Genomic DNA, 22141 nt, shown 5'->3' on the forward strand with positions numbered 1-22141 from the left:
GCCCGGAGGGCTGACCGCCTGTGCTGTTGTCGAGCAAGCCGAAACATGCAGATCGCGACGGCCCCGTTGAGCAGGACCACGTCGCCGCGCTACCGGCTGTAGGCCTTCCGGCACCGTCGCGCCAGAGCCTGCGCGGGCTCGACTGGTTCATCTTCTTCCTCGCCGATGTGCAGACCGGATTTGGTCCGTTCATCGCGGTTTACCTCACGACGCAGAAATGGACCCAGGTCGAGATCGGCCTCGTGCTGTCGATCGGCGGCATCGTCGCCCTGATCGGGCAGATGCCGGGCGGGGCAATCATCGATGCGGCGAAATCGGAACGGCTGGTGGCCGCGCTTGCGATTGCCACCATCGGCTGCTGCGCGCTGGCCTACGCCGCGATGCCGATCTTCCCAGTGGTGGTGACCGCCGCCACCCTGCATGCGATGGCGAGCTGCGTGCTGGGGCCGGCGATTGCCGCGATCAGCCTCGGCCTCGTCGGTCCGCTCGCGATCGGCGAGCGTCTTGGCCGCAATGCGCGCTTTGCCTCGCTCGGCAACGGCGTCGCGGCGGCAGTAATGGGCACCGCCGGCTATCTGCTGTCGAGCCGCTCGGTATTCCTGGTCACCTTCCTGCTCGCGATCCCGACCCTGATCGCGCTTTCGCGCATCCGCGAGCACGAGGTCGACATCGCGCGCTGTCACGGTGAGATGCCGCCTGAGGCAGCCGATCGCGGCGACACCAATGTCTGGCACCTGATTCAGCAGCGTCCGCTGATCGTGTTCGCGCTGAGCGTGCTCTTGTTGCAGCTCGCGAACGCGGCGATGATGCCGCTGATGGCGAGCGCGGTGACGGCCCGGTCGAGCCAGTGGGCGACGGTGCTCGTCGCCTTTTGCATCGTCGTCCCGCAGGCGATCGTGGCGCTGCTGTCGCCGACCGTCGGGCGCAAGGCACAACTCTGGGGCCGGCGGCCGCTGCTTCTGATCGGATTCGGCGCGTTGACGATTCGCGGTCTGTTGTTCGCAACCGTGCGCGATCCCTATCTACTCGTGCTGGTGCAGGTGTTCGACGGCCTCACCGCGGCCGTGTTCGCGGTGATGATTCCGCTGATCGTCGCCGACGTTGCCTTCGGCAGCGGTCACTTCAACCTGGCGCAGGGCATCGTCGGCACTGCGACCGGCATCGGTGCGTCCTTGAGCACCGCGCTTGGCGGCTATGTCAGCGACAAGTTCGGCAACGCCACCGCATTCATCGGACTATCCGGGGTCGCCGCGACGGGGCTTCTGCTGATTCTGTTCGTGATGCCGGAGACGCGGCGCGCGGGTATGACTGCAGCACCGGATCGTCCATCCTGGTGATGCTCAATTCGTTGCCGGCGTAGCGCCCACGCCGGCCACGCAAGCGTGCCAGCCGAAAGCGTCGAACAGTCGCCCCAGCACGGCCGTGCCGACCAGTCCGCCACAGAAATAGCAGGCAAGATAGGTGCCGCCGGCGATGCCGCGGTTGTCGGAGGCCGCCTGTCCGACGAAGCCGATATGGACGCACTGCCGATTGCGGCGGACTGAGAGCCTTGTTCGTCATTGTTTTGCGCGATGGCGATTTCGCAGGCGCGCGGTCCGGGCTATTGTCGCCATGTCTTCGTCGCGAGGCTTGCAATTGGTTGGTGAAAAAGATCTGGAGGCGTCGCTCGATAGGCTGCGCGCGAACGCGGCGGGACCGGTCGCAGGCGTGTTCGGTCCGGCCTCACTGACCTGGCAGATCGACCGGGAAGCCGTCATCTTCCTCGGCGCCGGCCGTGCGCTGCTGCTGCAACTGGCGCATCCATGGGTCGCGGCGGCGATCGCCGAGCATTCGCGCACTCTTGCCGATCCGATCGGCCGCTTCCATCGCACTTTCGACGTCGTCTTTACCATGGTGTTCGGCTCGCTGGACCGGGCGCTGCGGTCGTCGCGGCAGTTGCACCGGCGCCACAGCATGATCGTCGGCGAGATGCCCGAGACCGTCGGTCCGTTCGCGGCCGGCTCGCGCTACTGCGCCAACGACATTCCCTCGCTCCGCTGGGTCCATGCGACGCTGGTCGAGACCGCGCTGATGGCGCATGATCTGGTGCTGCCGCCACTCTCGGCGGAGGAGCGCGAGCGCTATTGGAGCGAGGCCCGGCTGTACGGCGCCCTGTTCGGACTGACGGGGGATGATCTGCCGGCGGACTGGTCGGGCTTTGCAGCCTACACCAAGGCGATGGCGCAGTCGGACACGCTGACCGTCAGCCCGGCGGCGCGCGAGATCGCGGAGCAGATCTTCAGCGGCGCCCGTCCCTGGTTGCGGCCGCCGCGATGGTATCGCGCGCTCACGGCGAGGATGCTGCCGGAACGCTTGCGAGCCGGCTTCGGATTTGAGCTCGATGAGCGGGACATCACAACTGCCGATCACGCGCTGAAATGGATACGGCGTGTCTATCCGAGATTGCCCGACAGGCTGCGCTATGTCGGGCCCTATCAGGAGGCGCAGGCGCGGCTGCGCGGCGAGCCGCAGCCCGACTGGCTGACCCGATGCCTCAACAGAGCCTGGATCGGGCGGCCGCAGATGGATGTGCGGGGGAAGTAGAGTCTCAAAGCCAAGTGTGTCCGGTCGTGCCGTTCACGGGGTGCCGTTATTCCTCCGTCATTCCGGCGGTACGATGGATTCCGGGCTGGCGCCAAGAGGCGCGCCCTGGAATGACAGTGTCGCCTCACACCGACGCCAGCTTCCGGTATAGCGCGCTGTAGCTGCCGGCCGAGATGCTCCAGGAGAACGATCGTCCCATCGCGCTGCGACGCATGGTATCGAGCTGGTCCTGCGCCATGAACGCCTCGAACGCGCGGCGGACGCCGCCGAGGAAGGATTCACGCGAGGGTCTTGAGAACAGGAAGCCGGTCTCGCCGTCAGTGATGGTTTCGGCAAGGCCGCCGGTCTGGTGTCCGATCGGCAGCGAGCCGAAGCGCTGCGCGTACATCTGGCTGAGCCCGCATGGCTCGAAGCGTGAGGGCATCAGGGTGAAATCGCTGCCGGCGAAAATACGGCGGGCCTGGGCGTCGTTGAAGCCGATCACGACCCCGATGGCGTCGGGGCGGCGCCGGTGCGCGTCGATCAAGGCTTGCTCGAGCGCCGGCTCACCGGAGCCGGTGACCACGATCTGCCCGCCGGCATCGACGATCTCGTCGGCGGCCGACAGCACGAGGTCGATGCCCTTCTGGTGCACAAGGCGGGCAACGATGCCGAACATGGGACCGCGTGAGACCGCAAGCCCGAACTGCTTGCGCACGTAGTCCGCATTCGCTTTCTTGCCGACCCAGTCGCCCGCGCCGAATTGCTGGGCGAGCTGTGCGCAGGAGCGTGGGTCCCAGCTCTCGTCGATGCCGTTGAGGATGCCGGTGAGCTCGGCCGCGTCGGAGCGGACGCGAAGCAGGCCTTCGAGGCCGCAGCCGTATTCGGCCGTCGTGATCTCGCGCGCATAGGTACCGCTGACCGTGGTGAGGTGAGAGGCATAGACCAGCCCCGCCTTGAGGAACGAGACCTGGTCGTAGAATTCGACGCCGTCAATGTGGAACGAGCTCTCCGGAGCGCCGATCCGCCGCAGCGAGTCCTTCGGGAAGAGACCCTGATAGGCGAGATTGTGGATGGTCAGGATCGACGGCAGCTTGGCGCCGCGCCAGGCGAGATAGGCCGGCACGAGCGAGGCCTGCCAGTCATTGGCATGGATCAGGTCTGCTGCCCAATTCTTGTCCAGCGTGCCCATGGCCAGCTCAGCGGCGGCCGAGGCAAGGCGCGCGAAGCGGATGTCATTGTCGGGCCAGTCGCGCCCGGATTCGTCGCCATAGGGATTGCCGGGCCGGTCGTAGAGCTGTGAGCACAACAGCACGTAGACCGGCAGGCCATCCTTGGTCGCGGCCCGTCCGAGCGAGCAGGCCGGCATCTCCGCAAATGCCGGACAGCGGCCAACGATTTGAATGTGCGTGAGTTGCTCGATGATGTCGCGATAGCCGGGCAGCATGATCCGGATATCGGCAAAGGAGCGAAGGGCGCGAGGAAGGGCCGCGGAAACGGCGCCAAGTCCGCCGACGCGGACGAAGTCGTCCATCTCTGTCGTGACGAACAAGACCCTCAAGAACAGCTGCCCTCTGCCGAGCCCGCTTGCCTCTATGCAAGAACGGGTCCAGTTGCCGTCACACTCAAATCCCCGCCCACGCGGCCTGACCGTTCGGTAAAGACTTTCCTACTCAGCCGCCGCCCTCTAGGGTCGGCGCATCAACAACAAAGAACACTGAAGGTTCCATGGGGCTCCGCGGATGCAGCTAGCAGATAAGCATGAGGGGAAGACGACAAAGGCCTTTGCGGGCCTGCGGGTCCTGGATTTTTCGACCACGATTGCCGGTCCCCATTGCACGCGGATGCTCGCCGATATGGGCGCTGAGGTCATCAAAATCGAGAGCGACGGCGGAGAGACGATGCGGACCCGACCACCGCTCCGCAAGGGTTGCAGCACCACGTTCGGCCAGCTCAATGTCGGCAAGAAGAGCGTGGTGCTCGACCTCAAATCCGAGGACGGCAAGGAGGCGGTGCGCCGGCTGGCCGCGACATCAGACATCCTCGTCGAGAACTTCCGCCCGGGGGTGATGCGCCGGCTGCGGCTCGACTACGACAGCATGCGTCAGATCAACCCAAGGCTGATCTACTGCTCGATCTCCGGCTACGGCCAGACCGGGCCCTCGGCCGAACTGCCGGCCTATGCGCCGGTGATCCATGCGGCCTCGGGCTACGACATGGCGCATCTCGCCTACCAGCCCGGCCGCAGCCGTCCCGACTATTGCGGCATCTACCATGCCGACGTCGTCACTGGCACCTACGGCTTCGGCGCGATCGCGTCCGCGCTCTATCAGCGCACCGTGACGGGCCTTGGCCAGCATATCGACGTTTCCATGCTGGAAACGATGCTGTCGCTGACGCTGACCGAGTTGCAGAGTTCGCAATTCGCCGTGAAGCCGCCGCCGCGCCCGATGTTCGGGCCGACGGAGACGGCCAGCGGCTACGTCATGATCACAATCGCCAGCGAGAAGACCTTTCGGGGTCTGATGGAGGTGATCGGCCGCCCCCAATGGATTTCCGATCCGCGCTTTTCGACCTACGCCGCGCGCCGCGAGAACTGGGCCGAGATGATGGACGGCGTCGAAGCCTGGTCACGGCAGCTCACGACCGATGCATGCCTTGCCGCGCTCGGCGCGGCCGGCGTCCCCGCCTCGGCCTATCGCACCGTGTCCGAAGCGCTGGCTGATCCGCAGCTCGCGCAACGGCAGGCGCTGTCCGAGGTGCGGGATGAAGGCGGCTCCTTCCAGGTGCTCAATTTGCCGTTCCGGATGTCGGGCGCGGACACCGCGCCAGCCGAGACGATGGCCGTGCTCGGCGAGCACACGGATGCGCTGCGCGCCGAGATCGGCCTTGCGAGCGATGCGCCAATTCCGTCAGGCAAAACGGCCGCGACGCGCTGAACGCAACGCGCCGCGGCATGCGGCGCTCGAACCCTCGTGCGTTCCTCTTGCCGTGGCGGACATTTGTCGCCAATCTCGCTCCCGAGTCATTCAACGATCCGAAACATCGGACGAGGGATCCTGGGAGGAATCATGACGAAGGCGGCTGCACTCGCACGCAAGCGCGTGCCGATTTTCCTCGTCGCGGCATTTGCTCTGGCCGCGCCTGCGCAAGCGCAGAAATCGGGCGGCAGCATCACCGTCGGACAGGAGTTGGAAATTGCAGGGTTCGATCCGCTCAAGGTCGGCGTCTACGACACCTCCACCTTCACCGCGGCCGCCGCAATCTTCGACACGCTGACGACGCTCGATGAGAAAGGGGAGGCCGCGCCAAAACTGGCGGTGTCCTGGACCCATTCCGATGATTACAAGAGCTGGACCTTCAAGCTGCGCCAGGGCGTGAGATTCCATGACGGCACGCCGTTCAACGCGCAGGCTTTCAAGGAGAATTTCGACCGGCAGAAGGACCCCGCCAACAAGTGCCGCTGCGCCTTCTACATCACCAACGTCAAGGAGGTGCTGGCGCCCGACGAGTACACCATCGTCTATAATCTCACCGATCCGGCCGTGAACCTGCCGGCGACGATAACCATCCAGAGCCAGAACAACGTCGTGCATTCGCCGACGGCCTGGAAGACCAAGGGCGACGACTATAATCGCAATCCCGTCGGCACCGGCCCCTACATGCTGAAATCCTGGACTGCGGGCGACCGCATGGTGCTGGAAAAGAACCCCGATTACTGGGACAAGGGCCGTCCCTATCTTGACCGCATCATCCTAAAGCCGCTGCCGGACGCGCAGTCGCGCTTCGCCTCGCTGCAATCCGGCGAGGCCGACATCATCTGGGACGACGAGAACGACGCCGACAACATCATGAGGGCGCAGAAGGATCCCAAGCTCACCGTGCACACCTACAAGGGCTCGGGCGCGCAGGTCTATGCCTTCAACACCAAGGTCGCGCCGTTCGACGACGTCCGCGTGCGGCAGGCGCTGGTGATGGCGATCGACCGTCCAAAAATGTCGCAGGCGATCAGCAACGGCCTGAGCCGACCCGCGAGCAATCCCTATGGCGACGGCTCCTGGGTCAAGTGCAAGGACGACGGTGCGCTGCCGTTCGATGTCGAGAAGGCCAAGGCGCTGCTCAAGGATTATGGCAAGCCGGTCGAGTTCAAGATGCTGGTGACCGCAACGCCGCGTGGTCGCATGATCGGCCAGGTGCTCCAGCAGTTCTGGAAGCGCGTCGGCGCCAACATGGAGATTGAGCAGGTCGACCAGGCCACCATTCCGTCGCGCGCCTTCGCCCGCCAGTTCCAGCTGACGCCATGGCGCATCGTCGATCTCGCCGATCCCGATCCGCAGATGTATGCGAATTTCCGCAGCGGCAGCCCACTCGCGCTCGCGGGCTTTTCAGATCCCGAGCTCGACCGGCTGCTCGATCATGCCCGCGTCACCGCTGATCCGGCACAGCGCACAGAGGATTATTGCGCGATCAGCCGCCTGATCAACAAGGAGGCGATCTGGTTCTGGACGTTCCAGAACACCTATTACGCGCTGTCGAGCGCCAAACTGAGAGGCTTTCCAAAAATCTACAACGGCGTGATCGACGTCTCGAGCACCTGGCTGGAATGAAAGCGCGATGCTGAACTTCGTCGTTCGGCGGCTCCTTGCCATCCTGCCGGTTCTGCTGGCCGTCTCGTTGCTGACCTTCCTGATCGCATCGCTGCTGCCGGGCGATCTCGCTTTGGTCATCCTCGGCGACCAGGCGACGCCGGAGAACGTTGCGGCGCTGCGCCGTGACATGGGGCTCGACCAGCCGCTGTGGTGGCGTTACCTGAGCTGGCTCGGTCATGTGTTGCAGGGCGATCTCGGCCGCTCCTTCCGCACCGGACAGACGGTGCTCCAGGCGGTGGCCGAGCGCATCCCGGTCTCGCTCCAGCTGATGCTGATGGCGGAGTTCATCGGGCTCCTGATCGGCGTGCCGCTCGCGATCGCCTGTGCCGCGCGCGCCGGCGGCGCCTTCGACCGCTTCATGACCGGCAGCGCCTTTGCCATGCTGTCGATGCCGTCCTTCCTGACCGCGATCCTCCTGATCTATCTGTTCGCGGTCGAGCTGCACTGGCTGCCGGCGACCGGCTATGTGCCGTTCACGGAGGCGCCGCTGGCCAATCTGCGCTTCTTCGTGCTGCCCGCGCTGACGCTGGCGCTGGCGGAATGGCCGGGCATCATGCGCGTGCTGCGCTCCGACATGATCGCGACCTTGCAGGAGGACTATATCGCGTTGGCCAAGGCCAAGGGCCTCAAGCCAGCGCGCATTCTGTTCGTGCATGCGCTCAAGCCGTCGTCGCTGACGCTGGTGACGGTGACCGGGATCAATATCGGCCGCTTGCTCGGCGGCACGCTGATCGTGGAATCGATCTTTGCGCTGCCTGGCATCGGCCGGCTGCTGGTCGGCGCGATCTATACCCGCGATCTTGTCATTCTCCAGGGCGTGGTGCTGCTGGTCGCCTGCGGCTTCGTGCTCGTGAACTTCATCGTCGACATGCTCTACGCCGTGCTCGACCCCAGGATTCGCCATGGCCACGCTTGAGCTCTCGATGCAGGGGGATGCGACGTCCGCGCCCGCTCGCGGCAGGCATAAGTTCGGCCTGCTGTTTTGGCTCGCGAGCGGCTGGCTCGCGATCGTTCTTGCGCTCGCGATCCTCGCGCCGGTGCTGCCGCTGCAGAACCCGACCGACATGGACATGCTGGAGCGCCGCGCGGCGTTCTCCGGAGAGCACTGGCTCGGCACCGACGGGCTCGGCCGCGACGAGTTCGCTCGCCTGATCTTTGGCGCGCGGGTGTCGCTGACAGTCGGGCTGATCGCGCCGATGATCAGTCTCGTTTTCGGCGGCGCGCTCGGCCTGCTCGCCGGCTATTTCCGCGGCCGGTTCGAGATGCTGGTGGTCGGCAGCATGGACGTGTTGCTGGCCTTTCCGCCGCTGATCTTCGCGCTGGCCGTGACCGCCTATCTCGGCCAATCCGTCCCCAATCTCACCTTGATCCTCGGCGTGCTCGGCATTCCCGCCTTCATGCGGGTGGCACGCGCGGCAACGCTGACGCTGGCGCGGCGGGAATTCGTGATTGCAGCAGAGGCGCTCGGCGCCAGCCATGCCCGCATCATCTTGCGCGAGCTGCTGCCGAACGTGATCCTGCCGCTGCTCGCCTTCTTCCTGCTCGGTGTCGCCGTCACCATCGTGGTCGAGGGCGCGCTGTCCTTCCTCGGTCTCGGCGTGCCGCCGCCGATGGCGAGCTGGGGCAGCATGATCGGCGAAGGACGCGACAGTCTCGACATCGCGCCGCGGCTCGCCTTCCTGCCGGCGGCGGCGCTGTTCCTGACCGTCCTGGCCTTCAACCTTGTCGGCGATACCTTGCGGGCGCTGACCGACCCGCGTCAGGGGGCATTGTGAGCGCGCCGCTCCTGAGCATCGAGCACGTCGCGGTCGAGCTGCCGACACCGCGCGGCAATCTGCGTGCTGTGGATCACGTCGACCTGTCGCTGGCGGCCGGCCGCACGCTCGGCATCGTCGGTGAGTCTGGCTGCGGCAAGACCATGCTGTCGCGCGCGGTGCTCCAGCTGCTGCCGAAGAAGGCGAAGCTCACCGGCCGGGTGATATTCGACGGCGAGGATCTGGTGCGGCTCGATGCGGAACGGCTGCGGCGCTTGCGTGGGCGCGATCTGGCGGTCGTGTTCCAGGATCCGATGACCTCGCTCAATCCGGTGCTCACCATCGGCACCCAGCTGATGGAGACGATCCAGGAGCATCTCGAGCTGGATGCCGCGGCGGCACGGAAGCGCAGCATTGAGCTGCTGGCGGCCGTTGGCATTCCGGCACCGGAGCAGCGGCTCGCGCAATACCCGCATCAATGCTCCGGCGGCATGCGCCAGCGCATCGCGATCGCGATCGCGCTGTCCTGCGAACCGAAGCTGCTGATCGCGGACGAGCCCACCACGGCACTCGACGTGACCATCCAGGCGCAGATTCTCGATCTCCTGGCGCGCGAGCAGCGCCGCCGTCACATGGCGATGATCATCATCACCCATGATCTCGGCGTGGTCGCCGGCCGGGCCGACGAGGTCGCCGTGATGTATGCGGGCAGGGTGGTGGAGCGCGCACCGACGTCGGCGCTGTTCAAGCGCATGCATATGCCCTACACCGAGGCGCTGCTGGCGGCGATTCCGAAGTTGGACACCGCGCCGCATACGCTGCTGCCTGCGATCTCCGGCCGTCCGCCGGACCCGACACGGCCGCTGCGTGGCTGCTCCTTTGCGCCGCGCTGCCGCTATGCCGCGGGGCGCTGTCACGAGGCCAAGCCCGAACTGAAGGGCGCGGAGATGCCGGAGCATCTCTATGCCTGCTTCTATCCGATCCGGATGGCCGAGGGGATCGGCGCATGATGCAGCTTGCCGTGCGCCCCGAGCCGCTGCTGAACGTCGACAATCTCGTCGTCGAATATGGTCTCGGCAACAAGACGGTGCATGCCGTCTCCGGTGTCAGCTTCGAGGTCGCGCGCGGCGAGACGCTGGGGCTGGTCGGTGAATCCGGCTGCGGCAAGTCGACGCTGGGGCGTGCGGTCCTGCAATTGCGTCGCGCCAGGTCCGGGCGCGTGATGTTCGACGGCCAGGATCTGACGGCGATGGAGGGCGAGGCGCTGCGCAAGATGCGCCGCCGCGTGCAGCTGATCTTCCAGGATCCGATCGCCTCGCTCAACCCGCGCCGGCGTATCGGCGACATCGTCGCCGAGCCGCTGATCATCGCCGGCGTCAAGGATGCTGCCGAGCGCAAGCGGCGCGTTCACGAGGTGCTCGTCGCGGTCGGGCTCGATCCCGATATCGTGGCGGGCCGTTTGCCGCATGAATTCTCCGGCGGGCAGTGCCAGCGCATCTGCATCGCGCGGTCGCTGGTGCTCAATCCTGAGTTCATCGTCTGTGACGAGCCCGTCTCGGCGCTCGACGTCTCCATCCGCGCGCAGATTCTCAATCTGCTGGAGGAGATGAAAGCGCGCTTCGGCCTGACGCTGCTGTTCATCGCGCATGATCTCGCGGTGGTCAAAGCGGTCAGCGACCGTGTCGCGGTGATGTATCTCGGCCGGCTCTGCGAGGTCGGGCCGTCGGAGCAATTGTTCGCAAGGCCTGCGCATCCCTACACGGACCTGCTGTTGCGGGCGATCCCGGTGCCGGATCCGGACGTGCGTCCCGCCGAGAGTGTGGCGACCGGCGAGCCGCCATCGCCGATTGCGCCGCCGTCCGGCTGCCGCTTCCGCACCCGCTGTCCGCGCGCCGATCAGCAATGCAGCGCGCAGATACCGGAGTTGCGCGAGGTCGCAATCGGCCAGTTCGCGGCTTGCCATCATCCGCGGGCCTAAACTAAGACGACTTCGGGGTTTGTCTCGTCGCGTCGGCCATGGCATGGTGGCGCGACAACAAGAACATGCCGGGAGGATGTCGATGAAGAGCTTCAAGGTCGCCGATTTCAAGGCGCCGCTGCAGGAGGTCGACGAGCCCACGCCGCAGCCGTCGGGTACCCAGGTTCTGATCAAGGTCAAGGCGGCCGGCGTCTGCCACAGCGACCTCCACATCTGGGAGGGCGGCTACGATCTCGGTCACGGTCGTAAGCCGCTGTCGCTGAAGGACCGTGGCATCAATTTGCCGCTGACGATGGGCCACGAGACGGTCGGCGAAATTTTGGCGTTCGGTCCCGACGTGAAGCCGACCGACCAGGGCGACCTCAAGCTCGGCGATGTCGGCCTGGTCTATCCCTGGATTGGTTGCGGCAAATGCGCCACCTGCCTCGGCGGCGACGAGAACATGTGCCTGACGCCGCGCTCGCTCGGCGTCTATTGCGATGGCGGTTATGCCGATCACATGCTGGTGCCGCATCCGCGCTATCTGCTCAATCTCCGGGGGCTCGATCCCGCGACAACCGCCCCCTACGCCTGCTCGGGCGTCACCACCTACAGCGCGCTGAAGAAGGTCGAGCAGCATTTCGACACGCCGATCGTGATGTTCGGCGCCGGCGGCCTTGGCCTGATGGCGCTGTCGCTCTTGAAAGCGATGGACGGCAAGGGTGCGATCATGATCGACATCGATGCGAAGAAGCGCGAGGCGGCGGAAAAGGCCGGTGCGCTCGCGACCGTCGATCCCAAGGCGTCGGATGCGCTGGAGCAACTCGCCAAGAAGGCGGGCGGTCCGATCCGCGCCGTGATCGACCTCGTCGGCAACGCCGCGACGACGCAGCTCGGCTTCGACTGCCTGACCAAGGGCGGCAAGCTCGTCATCGTCGGCCTGTTCGGCGGCGGCGCGACCTGGGCGCTGCCGCTGATTCCGATCAAGGCCGTGACGATCCAGGGCAGCTATGTCGGCAATTTGCGCGAGACGCAGGAATTGCTCGATCTGGTGCGAACGAAGAAAGTGCCACCGATCCCGGTGACGCCGCTGCCGCTCGCCAGGGCCAACGACGCGCTGGTGCAATTGCAGCAGGGCGCGGTGGTCGGGCGCACCGTGCTGACGCCGTAGTTTCACATCGTCGTTCCGGGGCGATGCAAAGCATCGAACCCGGAACCTCGAGATTCCAGGTTCGGTCCTGCGGACCGCCCCGGAATGACATCCCTGGATCAGGAACGTCCATGTCCGCAAATAACGCCTTCCACATTGCCGTGCTGGCCGGTGACGGCATCGGACCCGAAGTCATGGCGCCGGCGATCGAGGTGCTGCGCAGGATCGAGCAGAAATCGGATTTGAGCTTCCGCTTCACGGAGGCCCCGGCCGGCGCCAACAATTATCTCGCGACCGGAAAGTCGATGCCCGACACCACGATCAAGCTGTGCGAGGAGGCGGACGCGATCCTGCTCGGTGCCTGCGGGCTGCCGTCGGTGCGCTACCCCGACAACACCGAGATTGCGCCGCAGATCGAGCTGCGCTTCATCTTCGATCTCTATGCCGGCGTGCGTCCGGCGCGGCTCATTCCGGGCGTGCCGAGCCCGATCGTCGGCGCCGAGCAACGCGGCATCGATCTCGTCGTGATCAGGGAGTCGACCGAAGGCCTGTTCGCCTCGATGGGCAAGGGCATCGTCACCCATGAGGACGCGCGCGAGACCATGGTGATCACGCGCAAGACGTCCGAGCGACTGTTCGAGTTTTCGTTTCGCCTTGCCGAGCGGCGCAGGGCGCGCGGCAAGCCCGGTGCACTCACCTGCGTCGACAAGGCGAACGTGTTTAAGGCTTTTGCCTTCTTCCGCGGCATCTTCGACGAGATCGCCAAGACGCATCCGGAGGTGAAGACCGACCGGCTCTATGTCGATGCCTGCTCGGCGATGCTGGTGAAGCGTCCCTGGGATTTCGACGTGATGGTGATGGAGAACATGTTCGGCGACATCGTCTCCGACATCACCGCGAGCCTGATCGGCGGCCTCGGCATGGCGCCGTCGGCCGATATCGGCGACAAGTACGCGGTGTTCCAGCCCTGCCACGGTACCGCGCCCGACATTATGGGGCAGGGCAAGGCCAATCCCACCGGCATGATCCTGTCGGCGGCGATGATGCTGGACTGGCTCGCCGACAAGCACGGCATCGAGAGCGCGGCTGAGGCCGGCGAGACGATCGAGCGTGCGGTGGACCAGGTCTATGCCGGCGGCATCAAGCCGATGGAGTTCGGCGGCAGCAACGGCACGGCGGACATTACGAAAGCGGTGCTCGCGGCGCTGTAGCCAAAGAAAGGGCCCCCTTGGGGCCCCTTTGTCGTTCACCAGCGGCGCCAGTGGTGGTGACGCCAGCCCCACGGACGCGGACCGTAGAAGCGCGGACCGCCGTAAAAACCGTAGGCGCGGTAATAGTTCGGACGCCACCAGCAGCGGCCCCAGGGGTTACAGACCCAGCGCACCTGTTCGACTTCAGCGGCCGGGCCGCTCGCAATCTTGTCCGCCTGCGGAATGCCGTTCGGCATTGCCGCGAGCGCGGGGCCCGAGGCGAGCGCCGCACCGCCCAAGGCAGCCAGACCAAGCACAGCAAATTTGAGTGTCATCGCAATCTCCCTCATTGGTGGCGGGAGAACTTTCGACAGATCAACTGGTTGCTGATGCATTGAAAAGCGCGAGGAATTTAATCTTCCTGAACGTCGGTTCAGCTTCAGCGCCCCTGGAACTTGGGCCTGCGCTTTTCCATGAAGGCCTGCCGGCCCTCACGAAAATCCTGGGAGTCCATGCAGGCGTTACCGATCGTCTTGATCGTGTCCATGTCGCGCTGGCTCTCGTCCTTCAGAACTTGCGCGATGGTGATCTTGGCGGCCTTGATTGCGAGCGGCGCGTTTTCGGAAATGGTCTGCGCGATTCCCATGGTCTCGCCCCAGAGTTGATCGTCGGGGATCACGCGCTCGACGAGGCCGATGCGCAGCGCCTCGGAGGAATCGATGCGCATGCCCGTGTACATCAACAGGCGCGCCCAGGACGGGCCGACCAGCGACACCAGGTGCCGCAAGCCTTCATAGCCATAGGCGATGCCGAGCCTGGCCGCGGGAATGCCGAACTGGCTGTCGTGCGAGGCGATGCGGATGTCGGCAAGCATCGCGACCTGCATGCCGCCGCCGAGGCAAAAACCCTGGATGCAGGCGATGGTCGGCTTGGGATAATCAGCGAGCAGCGCGCGCTGGGCGGCGCTGCGCTTGGCGTACTCCTCGGACGCCGCCGCGTTGTGCCGCGTCTTCTCGAACTGGCTGATGTCCGCGCCCGACACGAACGCCTTGCCGCCGGCACCGCGGAGGATCACGACGCGCACGGTCTCGTCGTCGCGCAGGCTGGTCAGCGCCTCGCCAAATCCCTCCCACATCTCCAGCGACATCGCGTTGCGTTTGTCGGGATTGTTGAAGGTGATCACGCCGACGCCGCCGGTCGTGTGCTTGAGGATCTTGCGGTCGGCGTAAGCGGTTTCTGTCGTGTCGGTCATGTCGGACATCGCGCGCTCGCTGTCGTTGGCGAGGCAATGTGCGGCGCGGGCGCCGCCGCGGTCAACCGGGTAGGGCGAGGTGTATTGCATCCGCCTGTGCTGCGATCGCATGGCGCGGCGAGGGGGCAGCAAAACCCGCGGGCGAGTGGCAGTAATTGCATGAAAAAGGAGCGGTCATGCCGCCCCGAGAAGGCCGCGCGCACCCCGCGCGGGCTCAGATACAGCCAATCCGCTCGTTCAATCCGGCCGCGCCCCGTGACGCGACGGATTGAACATCGGCCGTTGAGGCCAGAGCGTCGATCGAATCAGGCTTCGTTCGCTGCGATCGATTCCATCAGCGAGACGAGCTGACGCTGCACCGTCTGGTCCTTGATCTTGCTGTAGGCGCGCAGCAGCCGGAGGCTGAAGGCGCTGTCGAGGAAGAGCAGGCTCTCCACTTCGCGCGCCTTGTTGTCGCCGTCATAGAAGAAGGTCACAGGCACGTCGAGGGCGGTGGCGATCTGCTGAAGCCGCGCCGCACCGACGCGATTGACGCCCTTCTCGTATTTCTGGACCTGCTGGAAGCTGACGCCAAGCTTCTCGCCGAGCTCGGCCTGCGAGATCTTCATCTCGACGCGCCGCAGACGGATCCGCTTGCCAAGCTCAATGTCCGGCTTGCCGGCACTGCGCTGCTTCATTCTCTTCGCCGCTGTTTTCATACTTCTCACCGTTGTTCTTCGGTTGAAAATCCCCCGAAGAGCTGGGTCAGGGGTTCGCCCATATACGAGTCGTTGAATTCATGCGGATGCACGAACTCTTCCTTAAACCACGGGAAGCGAGCCGGATTGAAAGCCTCGATCAGCCAGTCAATCATGTGCCGCACGCGCGGAATCCGGCCGCTACCGGGATGGTAGGACAGCCAGATGTCCAGCGGTCGGTTCAGCTCGACCTCCAGTGGAATCAACTTCCCGCCAAGCGCAATGGCGTAGCTCGGAAATACGCCGATTCCGGCGCCATTCGCGACCGCCCAGTAGTTAGCGCTCGAGACGTTGGTCTTCATGACCAGAAGGTCACGCTCCGACACGCCCGGGAAGAAACTCTCGAAAGATTCCTTGGCGGCGAGCTGGTCGGCGAATTGGAGCACCAAGCGGTGCTTGATCAATTCGGCTGCCGAGCGCGGCGCGCCATGTTTTGCGATGTATTTCTCCGAGGCCCAGAACATCAGATGCATACGGCCGAGCCGCACCAGCTTGACGTCGAGGGCCGAGGGACGCGACAGATGGATGGCGACGTCGGCCTCGTGGCGGGAGACGTCGGCCGAACGCATCGCGCAATGCAGGTCGACCAGGATCTTCGGATAGGCTTGCTGGAATTCAACCAGCCGCGGTGCGAGCCAGAACGTCCCTAGTCCCTCGGTGACGGCGACGCGGACTTCGCCGGACAGGGCATTGGCCGTCGAATCGCTGGTCCGCAGCACGTCGAAGGCCGCCGCCTCCATGCGCTCGACGGCGGAGACCACCGTCGCACCTTCGTCGGTCAGATGGGTGCCGTGGACGTCGCGGGTGAACAGGGTGGTGCCGGTCTGACGCTCGAAATCATCGATCCGGCGACGGACGGCGTTGATCGACAGCGACAGGCGTTCGGCCGCCGAGCGGAAACTTCCACATCGGACGACTTCCAGGAATATGCGGGCCGCGTCCCAATCGGAGAGGCCGCTGATATTTGTTTTTGGGCGTTCTTCCAGCGGAACGCCCCTTTCCGCCAAGGAGTGCATACAATTCCCTTCGGTTTGCTAAACTGGCAGAATCTGGCGCAAACTACAACCACGGCGGGTTGCGGGGTGATGAGTTTTGAACGTCATCCTTACTGCGGCGCGAGCGGTATTTGAGTGCTGCCGGGGTTGGAATCGGGCAGACTGTTGCTCGTTTGAGGGGTCATTGCGTGAGTTCCGTTGCGAGCCTTGAGATGGCTGCGGGATTGTCGGAGCTGTCCGCAATGGACGTTCATGCGCGCGAGCCGTTGCCATCGTCCCGGATGGATCAATCGCTGCACACCAGACGTTTGGTCCCGGATCGCTCCGATGGTTGCCGGTGGCGTCGTGGGACGATGTTGGCGGGAACCGCGGTTTCACCGCAGAGACACACTGAAATCGTGTTCAGAGGCTCAGAGGCCTCATGTTATCCTTGTCGCTCCACGGGGGCCGAAGGGGTCGTCACAACCACGTCTCGCAGGCCGATTTAACGGAAAGAACGCCGGTGTCGCATTCAGACGAACATTTGCAGTCGGTGCTGGAAACGCTCGAGGAGTGCCGCAGGGTTCTCAATGCGAGCAACAGCCGCGAGTCGGCCGAGCTGCTGTCCATTGTCATTCTCGACGTCAGGATGAAGCTAAAAGGCATTGACGATGCCGATCTCAAGGCATTGTGCGACGAAATGCTGCGGAGCGCTGCGAGCGAACCGCCGTCCCCTTCCAAGCAGACGCAGGTCCAGCCCCGGCGTCCGCTGCTCCGCGTGGTGAAGTAGCCGCGCCGCCGAGTCTCGCTTTTCGGCGAGATTTGAGCGCATCCCGATGCCGCATCTGTGATCAGGGGCGGCATCGGGAGGAGCCCTGGATTTCGCGCACCTCTGTTGCGCATTCTTAGCCATCGGTTACACCAGAGCCGGTTCGGTCCGGTCCGCGCGCGTTCCCCGCGCCTCGTGCCGGGCCTGAGATGGCTCCGACTGCATCATGCAAAATGTTTCGATTCCGGCGGCGCTGATTGCCGGCCTGGTCAGCTTCCTCTCGCCGTGCGTCCTGCCTTTGGTCCCGCCCTATCTGATCTATCTTACGGGCGCCACGATCGAGCATGTCGAAAGCGACCAGCCGGCCGCGGCGTCCAAGCGCGCGATCATGATGTCGGCACTCCTGTTCGTGCTTGGCTTCTCGACCGTGTTCGTGGCGCTCGGTGCCAGTGCCTCGCTGATCGGAGGCCTGATCCGCGCCTGGTCGGCCGAGCTGTCGATTCTCGCAGGCATCGTCATCATCATCATGGGCCTGCACTTCCTGGGACTGACGCGGATCGGCCTGTTGATGCGCGAGGGCCGGCTGCCGATCCCGAAGCCCGTCGGGCTCTGGGGCGCCTACATCATGGGGCTCGCCTTTGCGTTCGGCTGGACGCCCTGCATCGGCCCGATCCTCGCCGCGATCCTGTCGATTGCCGCGGCCGAAGCGACGGTCACCAAGGGCGCGGGCCTGCTCGCTGTCTATTCCGCGGGCCTCGGCATTCCCTTCTTGATCGCCGCCCTGATGATCGAGCAGTTCTCCGCGCTGTTCGCACGGATGAAGGGCCAGCTCGTCAACGTCGAGCGCGCCATGGGCGTATTGATGGTGATCACCGGCATCGGCTTCCTCACCGGCGCGGTGTCGAACGTGAGCATCTGGCTGCTGGAGACGTTCCCGGCGTTGCAGACGATCGGGTAGATTGGCTATTTCTCGCTGCAGGTCAGGCAACCGCCCGACTGATGAAAGCCTGACATCAGCTCTGTGAACATGAAGACGGCGCTGAGACGAAGCAAAGACGCTACGGAGTTTGTACGATCCGAGCGTTTTCGTTTTCGCGCTTCTCAGCAGGGGTCGCAACGCTCTGATCAACAGAGCGAGGACGCCCGCCAGGCGGCGAAAGCTTTTGCTTCGAGGATCTGCACATGGTTGATTCTCATCGCCGATGCCCCTTCATTCCGTTCACCGCATCTCATCCAGCGCGCACGTCACCGTGCAGACGACGCCGCGCGGCAGGAAGTCGACGGTTGCCTCGCCGCCGAGCTGGTCGCGCGCGCTGCGCTCGATCAGGCGCGAGCCGAAGCCGCGTTGCACTGGGGCCGTCACCGGCGGTCCGCCGATCTCGGTCCAGATCAGCCGCAGCCGCGGCTTCGGCGCATCGGCGATGACCTCCCAGTCCAGGGTCACCCGGCCGGTCTCGTTGGACAGCGCGCCGTATTTCGCGGCGTTGGTGGCGATCTCGTGCACGATCATCGACAGCACCACGGCGAGCCGCGGCGACAGCGGCACAGCCGGGCCGGCCATGCGGATGCGGTCGGGCTTGGCGAGCAGGAACGGCTGAATTGCGCGGGCAATAACGCCTCTCAGCTCCGAGCCCGCCCACTTCTCCTGGCTCAAGAGATTGTGCGCTTCGGCCAGCGCGCCGAGCCGTCCCTCGAACTTGGTCCGCTCGTCCCGGCTGGCGCTGCGGAAGGTCTGCACCGCGATCGCCTGCATCAGGGCCAGCGTGTTCTTGACCCGGTGGTTGAGCTCCTCAATCAGCAGATTGTGCAGCATCTCACCGCGCGCAATCGTGGTCGCCATCCTGACTGCGAAGGTCAGGCCGGTCAGCAGCAGGATGCCGCCGATCAGGCTGGTGATGGCGATGTTGTGCCAGAGCGGCGCGATCAACGAGCTCTCGGCGACGCCAGCCACGACCGTCCAACCGGTTAGGTGCGACCTGGTAAAAGCTGAGGAGAGCGCGATCCCGTCGAGCGAAACGGTCGAAAGGGCTGCCTCCGACGTCCGAGACATCGCATCGTATAGCGCGCCGGAAGCCTGCTTGCCGACCGTCTCGGCAGGGTTCGGTGCGCGCGCGAATACGACGGCCTTGGTGTCGAGCAGGGCCACTGTCCAAAGCCGGTCGGGGCGCTGCTTCTCCAGCAGCTCCTGAAAGATGCTGATCGGCGGGCTGAAGCAGAGATCGTAGATCACCTCGCCATCGCGCAATACCGGGACCTCGACGGTGAGCACCTGCCGCCCGTTGATCGCGCCGGTGAACAGGTCGGAATATTGCGGCGACCTGGTTGCGAATACCTTTTCGATGATCTCCAGATTGCCGCGCCGCGGCAGGCTCGCGATGTCGTCCGTCGTCGAGGAGAACAACAGCCGGCCCTTGCGGTCGGAGATCAACACGAGACCGCCCTTGCCATACTGGTCGAGGAAGCCGAGCGCGATGCGGCGGAAGTTCTGGAAGTCGTCGTTGCGCAGCGAATTCGTCAGCGCCAGGACCTGCAGGCCGCCGGTCATCCGCTGCACTTCGGAGTCCAGCACAAGGCGCATGCTGCGCACGTTCTCCAGCACGCGGCTGGTCGCGTCAGTTCGATCCTGCTTGTAATTGTAGACGGCGATGCCGACCGCGAAAATGATCAGCGGCAACATCGTTCCCGCGACCAGGAGAGCGAGCCGGACCGGCAGGGTAAGCTTTGACAAACGCGGGCGTCCCGATTCCAGCGCAGCGGCGCTAGATTATGGTTTTGGCAAGACCATAAGGGCAGCACTTCTCCGGCGCCACGATTTTTCGCATCCGCGAGCAGGCCGGGAGATTTTGGGATGCAGCCGGGGCGGGGGTCAGATCATCGCGATCGCGGTCAATAGCAGGCACGTGGCGTAGACAGCCGCCAGACTGAGCCCGGCGATCCGGGCCTCTCGATGCGATTTCATGCGGTCAACTCCAAGTGGGCGGCCGCCGCTGGCGACAGCCGCCGGAGGTCACGTCGTGATCAATCGATTTCCTGAACGACCGTGCGTGAACCCGGATCCACCAGCATCACGCGATCGCCGAAATAGACATAGCGGTACTTCGTCAGCGACGGCCCCCAATCCGCCGGAACGGCCTCAAGCTCGACGTCACCCGGCACCGTCGCGCCGACGACAATCTTTTCCTTCGTCGTCACCGGACGGACGCGGTGCTCGGTGATGTAGGATTTGATCTTGGTCCGGTATTGCGGCTCGATCTGAACTGTCGCCGCGTGACCGGTTCCGGTGGTGGTCACCACAGTGGACTGCGCGAAAGCGCTGGTCGAAATCAGGACCGCCGCAGCGGACAGCAGGAACAGTTTTTTCATCTCGTTCTCCTCAAAAGAATTAAGTGTGCCACCAACAACTTGGGGTGAGCGAGGTTCCCAGCCCAGGGAACAAGTTGCCGCTTTTTCCCGTTGTAAATTGACCGGGCCAAACTGCCCGGAAGTTGGAGGAGGAAAACATGAAGCTGAAGATTGCGACCGCAGCACTGATGGTTGCTGCTTTCTCCATGCCAGCGTTCGCGGCCGACGAGTTCTACGTCGTCCAGGACGTCAAGACCAAGAAGTGCACTGTCGTCGATAAGAAGCCGACAGACGCCTCCATGACCGTCGTCAGCCCTTCGGGCACGGTCTACAAGACGCGTACCGAGGCTGAGAGCAGCATGAAGACCGTCAAGGTCTGCACATCCAATTAGGGAGAGTGTTGATGCCCGTATTTATTCTCTGGGCCGTGCCGGCGATCGTTGTGATCGGCGGCGGCATCTATCTGATTGGCCACATGCACTAGGCCTCTCGCGGGAGGCGGGCGGACCTCTGCGTGCAGCGCACAGGCCCGCAAGCCTTCCGCTTTTACGAGAGCCGGAAGTGGCGCATGCGGCCTTGCGCCAGCAGGAACGCGAGTTGCAGTGCAACAGATCGCGCAGGCGCAGCTCTGCGACGAAGAGGAGCGACAACGTACGCGAAATGACTTCCGTCCCGCCGTAGTTTTTCATACGCTCCCCGAACGCCGGCCGTAAGCCGGCCGCGCTCACGCCCCGGCCACAGGGGCGGAGCATCAAAGGGAGGGGAGACGATGAAGCGAAGGTCATTTCTCGCTGGTATCGGTGCGACCGCTGCGGCGGCTACGATCGGCATGCCGTCGATCCTCAGGGCGCAAGCACCGATCACGCTGAACGGCGCCGTCCAGTTCAACGACGATCATGCCTTCAACCGGGCGCTGATCCGGTTCGAGGAGCTGGTGAGGAAGTACTACGGCAAGCCCGTCAACTTCACGCTGCACAAGAACTCCTCGCTCGGCCTCGAGAAGCAATATTTCGAGTATATGTCGCAGGGCAAGGCGGTCGATTACGGCATCGTCTCGCCGGCCCATATGTCGACCTTCGCCAAGGCGGCCCCATTCATCGATGCGCCCTTCGTGTTCAAGGGCATCGAGCACATGAACAAGGTCGTCGAGGCCAATATCCTGACACCGATCGCCGACGAGGTCGCGGCGAAGGCCGAGGTCGTTCTGATCGGTTATGCCGGCGGTGGCATCCGCAACATCTTCGCCAACAAGCCGCTCAAGAATCTCGCCGATCTTAGGGGTCTCAAGGTTCGCGTGCAGGGCGCGCCGATCTGGTCGAAGACGTTTGCGGCGGTCGGCATGAGCCCGACGGTGATCGCCTATAACGAGATCTACAACGCGATTCAGAATGGTGTGATATCGGCCGGCGAAAACGAGGCGGCCGGCGTCGAAGCGATGAAGTTCTATGAAGTGGCCCCGCATCTCAGCCTGACGCAGCACGCGGTGTCGATCCGGCCGATCTGCTTCTCGGTGAAGACGCTGAAGACCTTGCCGAAGGATCTGCAGGACGCGATCATGAAGGCCGGCAAGGAGGCAGGCGACTACGGCCGTCAGCTCGAGTCGAGCGAAGAGGTCGTCAAGCTCGACACGCTCGAGAAGGCCGGCAAGCTCAAGCGCGTTCCCTTCGAGGAGCGCGACGCCATGAAGAAGCTCGCCGATCCCGTGATGGCCACCTACGCCAAGGAAATTGGTGCCGAAGCCATTTTCGAGAAGATCAACGTCGTCTGAGGTCGCTCTGTCCGCCGACATTAGTCCGGGCAGGCCC

The 22141-nt window shown here is 64.5% G+C and carries 21 protein-coding genes and 1 pseudogene; 14 read left to right on the forward strand and 8 right to left on the reverse strand.

Going from position 1 to position 22141, the window contains the following annotated elements; genetic code table 11:
- Positions 1–20 precede the first annotated feature (20 nt).
- Positions 21–1337 (forward strand): MFS transporter, encoded by a 1317-nt coding sequence (locus tag IVA78_RS24110; RefSeq protein WP_247279269.1) that lies wholly within the window; start codon positions 21–23, stop codon positions 1335–1337.
- A 3-nt stretch (positions 1338–1340) separates the two neighbouring features.
- On the opposite strand, the pseudogene IVA78_RS24115 reads toward IVA78_RS24110, so the two are convergent.
- A pseudogene (locus IVA78_RS24115) lies at positions 1341–1511 on the reverse strand (MFS transporter); the annotation flags it as partial.
- Between the two features lie 124 nt (positions 1512–1635).
- Here IVA78_RS24115 and IVA78_RS24120 point away from each other — a divergent pair.
- A complete protein-coding gene (locus tag IVA78_RS24120) occupies positions 1636–2583 on the forward strand; it encodes an oxygenase MpaB family protein (RefSeq protein WP_247279270.1) in 948 nt (315 codons plus the stop codon).
- 124 nt (positions 2584–2707) lie between these two features.
- On the opposite strand, the gene glgA is transcribed toward IVA78_RS24120, so the two are convergent.
- On the reverse strand, positions 2708–4123 hold the full coding sequence (gene glgA / locus IVA78_RS24125; protein ID WP_247449696.1) for a glycogen synthase GlgA: 1416 nt from the start codon (positions 4121–4123) through the stop codon (positions 2708–2710).
- Between the two features lie 181 nt (positions 4124–4304).
- Here glgA and IVA78_RS24130 point away from each other — a divergent pair, with 181 nt between their 5' ends.
- From IVA78_RS24130 to IVA78_RS24165, 8 genes are all read left to right on the forward strand, one after another.
- Complete coding sequence (locus IVA78_RS24130) at positions 4305–5501, forward strand: CaiB/BaiF CoA-transferase family protein (RefSeq protein WP_247279272.1); 1197 nt, start codon at positions 4305–4307, stop codon at positions 5499–5501.
- Between the two features lie 132 nt (positions 5502–5633).
- Entirely contained in the window at positions 5634–7169 is a 1536-nt protein-coding gene (locus tag IVA78_RS24135; protein ID WP_247279273.1) for an ABC transporter substrate-binding protein, read from the forward strand.
- A 7-nt stretch (positions 7170–7176) separates the two neighbouring features.
- Positions 7177–8127, forward strand: coding sequence for an ABC transporter permease (locus IVA78_RS24140; RefSeq protein ID WP_247279274.1), 951 nt, complete (start codon positions 7177–7179; stop codon positions 8125–8127).
- Entirely contained in the window at positions 8114–8986 is an 873-nt protein-coding gene (locus IVA78_RS24145; RefSeq protein ID WP_247279275.1) for an ABC transporter permease, read from the forward strand. Before IVA78_RS24140 ends, IVA78_RS24145 begins: the two co-directional genes overlap by 14 nt.
- Positions 8983–9975 (forward strand): ABC transporter ATP-binding protein, encoded by a 993-nt coding sequence (locus IVA78_RS24150; protein WP_247279276.1) that lies wholly within the window; start codon positions 8983–8985, stop codon positions 9973–9975. Before IVA78_RS24145 ends, IVA78_RS24150 begins: the two co-directional genes overlap by 4 nt.
- Positions 9972–10943, forward strand: coding sequence for an oligopeptide/dipeptide ABC transporter ATP-binding protein (locus IVA78_RS24155; RefSeq protein WP_247279277.1), 972 nt, complete (start codon positions 9972–9974; stop codon positions 10941–10943). Before IVA78_RS24150 ends, IVA78_RS24155 begins: the two co-directional genes overlap by 4 nt.
- Before the next feature lie 82 nt (positions 10944–11025).
- On the forward strand, positions 11026–12093 hold the full coding sequence (locus IVA78_RS24160) for an alcohol dehydrogenase (RefSeq protein WP_247279278.1): 1068 nt from the start codon (positions 11026–11028) through the stop codon (positions 12091–12093).
- A 110-nt stretch (positions 12094–12203) separates the two neighbouring features.
- Positions 12204–13283, forward strand: coding sequence for an isocitrate/isopropylmalate dehydrogenase family protein (locus IVA78_RS24165; protein WP_247279279.1), 1080 nt, complete (start codon positions 12204–12206; stop codon positions 13281–13283).
- 35 nt (positions 13284–13318) lie between these two features.
- Here the strand turns inward: IVA78_RS24165 and IVA78_RS24170 are convergent, their stop codons facing one another.
- The 4 genes from IVA78_RS24170 to IVA78_RS24185 form a co-directional block, all read right to left on the reverse strand.
- Positions 13319–13597 carry a hypothetical protein gene (locus IVA78_RS24170; RefSeq protein ID WP_247279280.1) on the reverse strand — a complete coding sequence of 93 codons (279 nt, stop codon included), beginning with the start codon at positions 13595–13597 and terminating at the stop codon, positions 13319–13321.
- A gap of 104 nt (positions 13598–13701) precedes the next feature.
- Positions 13702–14523 carry an enoyl-CoA hydratase gene (locus tag IVA78_RS24175; RefSeq protein ID WP_247417473.1) on the reverse strand — a complete coding sequence of 274 codons (822 nt, stop codon included), beginning with the start codon at positions 14521–14523 and terminating at the stop codon, positions 13702–13704.
- A 296-nt stretch (positions 14524–14819) separates the two neighbouring features.
- Positions 14820–15191, reverse strand: coding sequence for a helix-turn-helix transcriptional regulator (locus tag IVA78_RS24180; RefSeq protein ID WP_014497036.1), 372 nt, complete (start codon positions 15189–15191; stop codon positions 14820–14822).
- A 26-nt stretch (positions 15192–15217) separates the two neighbouring features.
- Positions 15218–16267, reverse strand: a complete 1050-nt coding sequence (locus tag IVA78_RS24185; protein ID WP_247279281.1) for a LysR family transcriptional regulator — start codon at positions 16265–16267, stop codon at positions 15218–15220.
- A gap of 481 nt (positions 16268–16748) precedes the next feature.
- Here IVA78_RS24185 and IVA78_RS24190 point away from each other — a divergent pair, with 481 nt between their 5' ends.
- Together IVA78_RS24190 and IVA78_RS24195 are read left to right on the forward strand one after the other, a co-directional pair.
- A complete protein-coding gene (locus IVA78_RS24190; protein WP_346015484.1) occupies positions 16749–17015 on the forward strand; it encodes a hypothetical protein in 267 nt (88 codons plus the stop codon).
- 205 nt (positions 17016–17220) lie between these two features.
- Entirely contained in the window at positions 17221–17952 is a 732-nt protein-coding gene (locus IVA78_RS24195; protein WP_247279282.1) for a cytochrome c biogenesis protein CcdA, read from the forward strand.
- Positions 17953–18213: 261 nt separating this feature from the next.
- On the opposite strand, the gene IVA78_RS24200 is transcribed toward IVA78_RS24195, so the two are convergent.
- Positions 18214–19671, reverse strand: coding sequence for a sensor histidine kinase (locus IVA78_RS24200; protein ID WP_247279337.1), 1458 nt, complete (start codon positions 19669–19671; stop codon positions 18214–18216).
- A gap of 341 nt (positions 19672–20012) precedes the next feature.
- Positions 20013–20357, reverse strand: coding sequence for a DUF1236 domain-containing protein (locus tag IVA78_RS24205; protein ID WP_247417319.1), 345 nt, complete (start codon positions 20355–20357; stop codon positions 20013–20015).
- A gap of 137 nt (positions 20358–20494) precedes the next feature.
- Here IVA78_RS24205 and IVA78_RS24210 point away from each other — a divergent pair, with 137 nt between their 5' ends.
- Both IVA78_RS24210 and IVA78_RS24215 read left to right on the forward strand, forming a co-directional pair.
- A complete protein-coding gene (locus tag IVA78_RS24210) occupies positions 20495–20728 on the forward strand; it encodes a hypothetical protein (protein ID WP_247279284.1) in 234 nt (77 codons plus the stop codon).
- 377 nt (positions 20729–21105) lie between these two features.
- Positions 21106–22104 (forward strand): TRAP transporter substrate-binding protein, encoded by a 999-nt coding sequence (locus IVA78_RS24215; RefSeq protein ID WP_247279285.1) that lies wholly within the window; start codon positions 21106–21108, stop codon positions 22102–22104.
- The last annotated feature ends 37 nt before the right edge of the window (positions 22105–22141 follow it).

Origin of the sequence: Bradyrhizobium sp. 137 (genome assembly GCF_023074095.1) — a bacterium.
GTDB lineage: Bacteria > Pseudomonadota > Alphaproteobacteria > Rhizobiales > Xanthobacteraceae > Bradyrhizobium.

What these genes read in the sequence shown, in the direction of transcription:
- IVA78_RS24180 (WP_014497036.1), bottom strand. Translation starts at nt 15,191, where the DNA reads ATGAAGCAGCGCAGTGCCGGCAAGCCGGACATTGAGCTTGGCAAGCGG.
- IVA78_RS24130 (WP_247279272.1), top strand. Translation starts at nt 4,305, where the DNA reads ATGCAGCTAGCAGATAAGCATGAGGGGAAGACGACAAAGGCCTTTGCG.
- IVA78_RS24165 (WP_247279279.1), top strand. Translation starts at nt 12,204, where the DNA reads ATGTCCGCAAATAACGCCTTCCACATTGCCGTGCTGGCCGGTGACGGC.
- IVA78_RS24210 (WP_247279284.1), top strand. Translation starts at nt 20,495, where the DNA reads ATGAAGCTGAAGATTGCGACCGCAGCACTGATGGTTGCTGCTTTCTCC.
- IVA78_RS24175 (WP_247417473.1), bottom strand. Translation starts at nt 14,523, where the DNA reads ATGTCCGACATGACCGACACGACAGAAACCGCTTACGCCGACCGCAAG.
- IVA78_RS24195 (WP_247279282.1), top strand. Translation starts at nt 17,221, where the DNA reads ATGCAAAATGTTTCGATTCCGGCGGCGCTGATTGCCGGCCTGGTCAGC.
- IVA78_RS24205 (WP_247417319.1), bottom strand. Translation starts at nt 20,357, where the DNA reads ATGAAAAAACTGTTCCTGCTGTCCGCTGCGGCGGTCCTGATTTCGACC.
- IVA78_RS24185 (WP_247279281.1), bottom strand. Translation starts at nt 16,267, where the DNA reads ATGCACTCCTTGGCGGAAAGGGGCGTTCCGCTGGAAGAACGCCCAAAA.
- IVA78_RS24155 (WP_247279277.1), top strand. Translation starts at nt 9,972, where the DNA reads ATGATGCAGCTTGCCGTGCGCCCCGAGCCGCTGCTGAACGTCGACAAT.
- IVA78_RS24215 (WP_247279285.1), top strand. Translation starts at nt 21,106, where the DNA reads ATGAAGCGAAGGTCATTTCTCGCTGGTATCGGTGCGACCGCTGCGGCG.
- IVA78_RS24145 (WP_247279275.1), top strand. Translation starts at nt 8,114, where the DNA reads ATGGCCACGCTTGAGCTCTCGATGCAGGGGGATGCGACGTCCGCGCCC.
- IVA78_RS24160 (WP_247279278.1), top strand. Translation starts at nt 11,026, where the DNA reads ATGAAGAGCTTCAAGGTCGCCGATTTCAAGGCGCCGCTGCAGGAGGTC.
- IVA78_RS24200 (WP_247279337.1), bottom strand. Translation starts at nt 19,671, where the DNA reads ATGTTGCCGCTGATCATTTTCGCGGTCGGCATCGCCGTCTACAATTAC.
- IVA78_RS24170 (WP_247279280.1), bottom strand. Translation starts at nt 13,597, where the DNA reads ATGACACTCAAATTTGCTGTGCTTGGTCTGGCTGCCTTGGGCGGTGCG.
- IVA78_RS24140 (WP_247279274.1), top strand. Translation starts at nt 7,177, where the DNA reads ATGCTGAACTTCGTCGTTCGGCGGCTCCTTGCCATCCTGCCGGTTCTG.
- IVA78_RS24135 (WP_247279273.1), top strand. Translation starts at nt 5,634, where the DNA reads ATGACGAAGGCGGCTGCACTCGCACGCAAGCGCGTGCCGATTTTCCTC.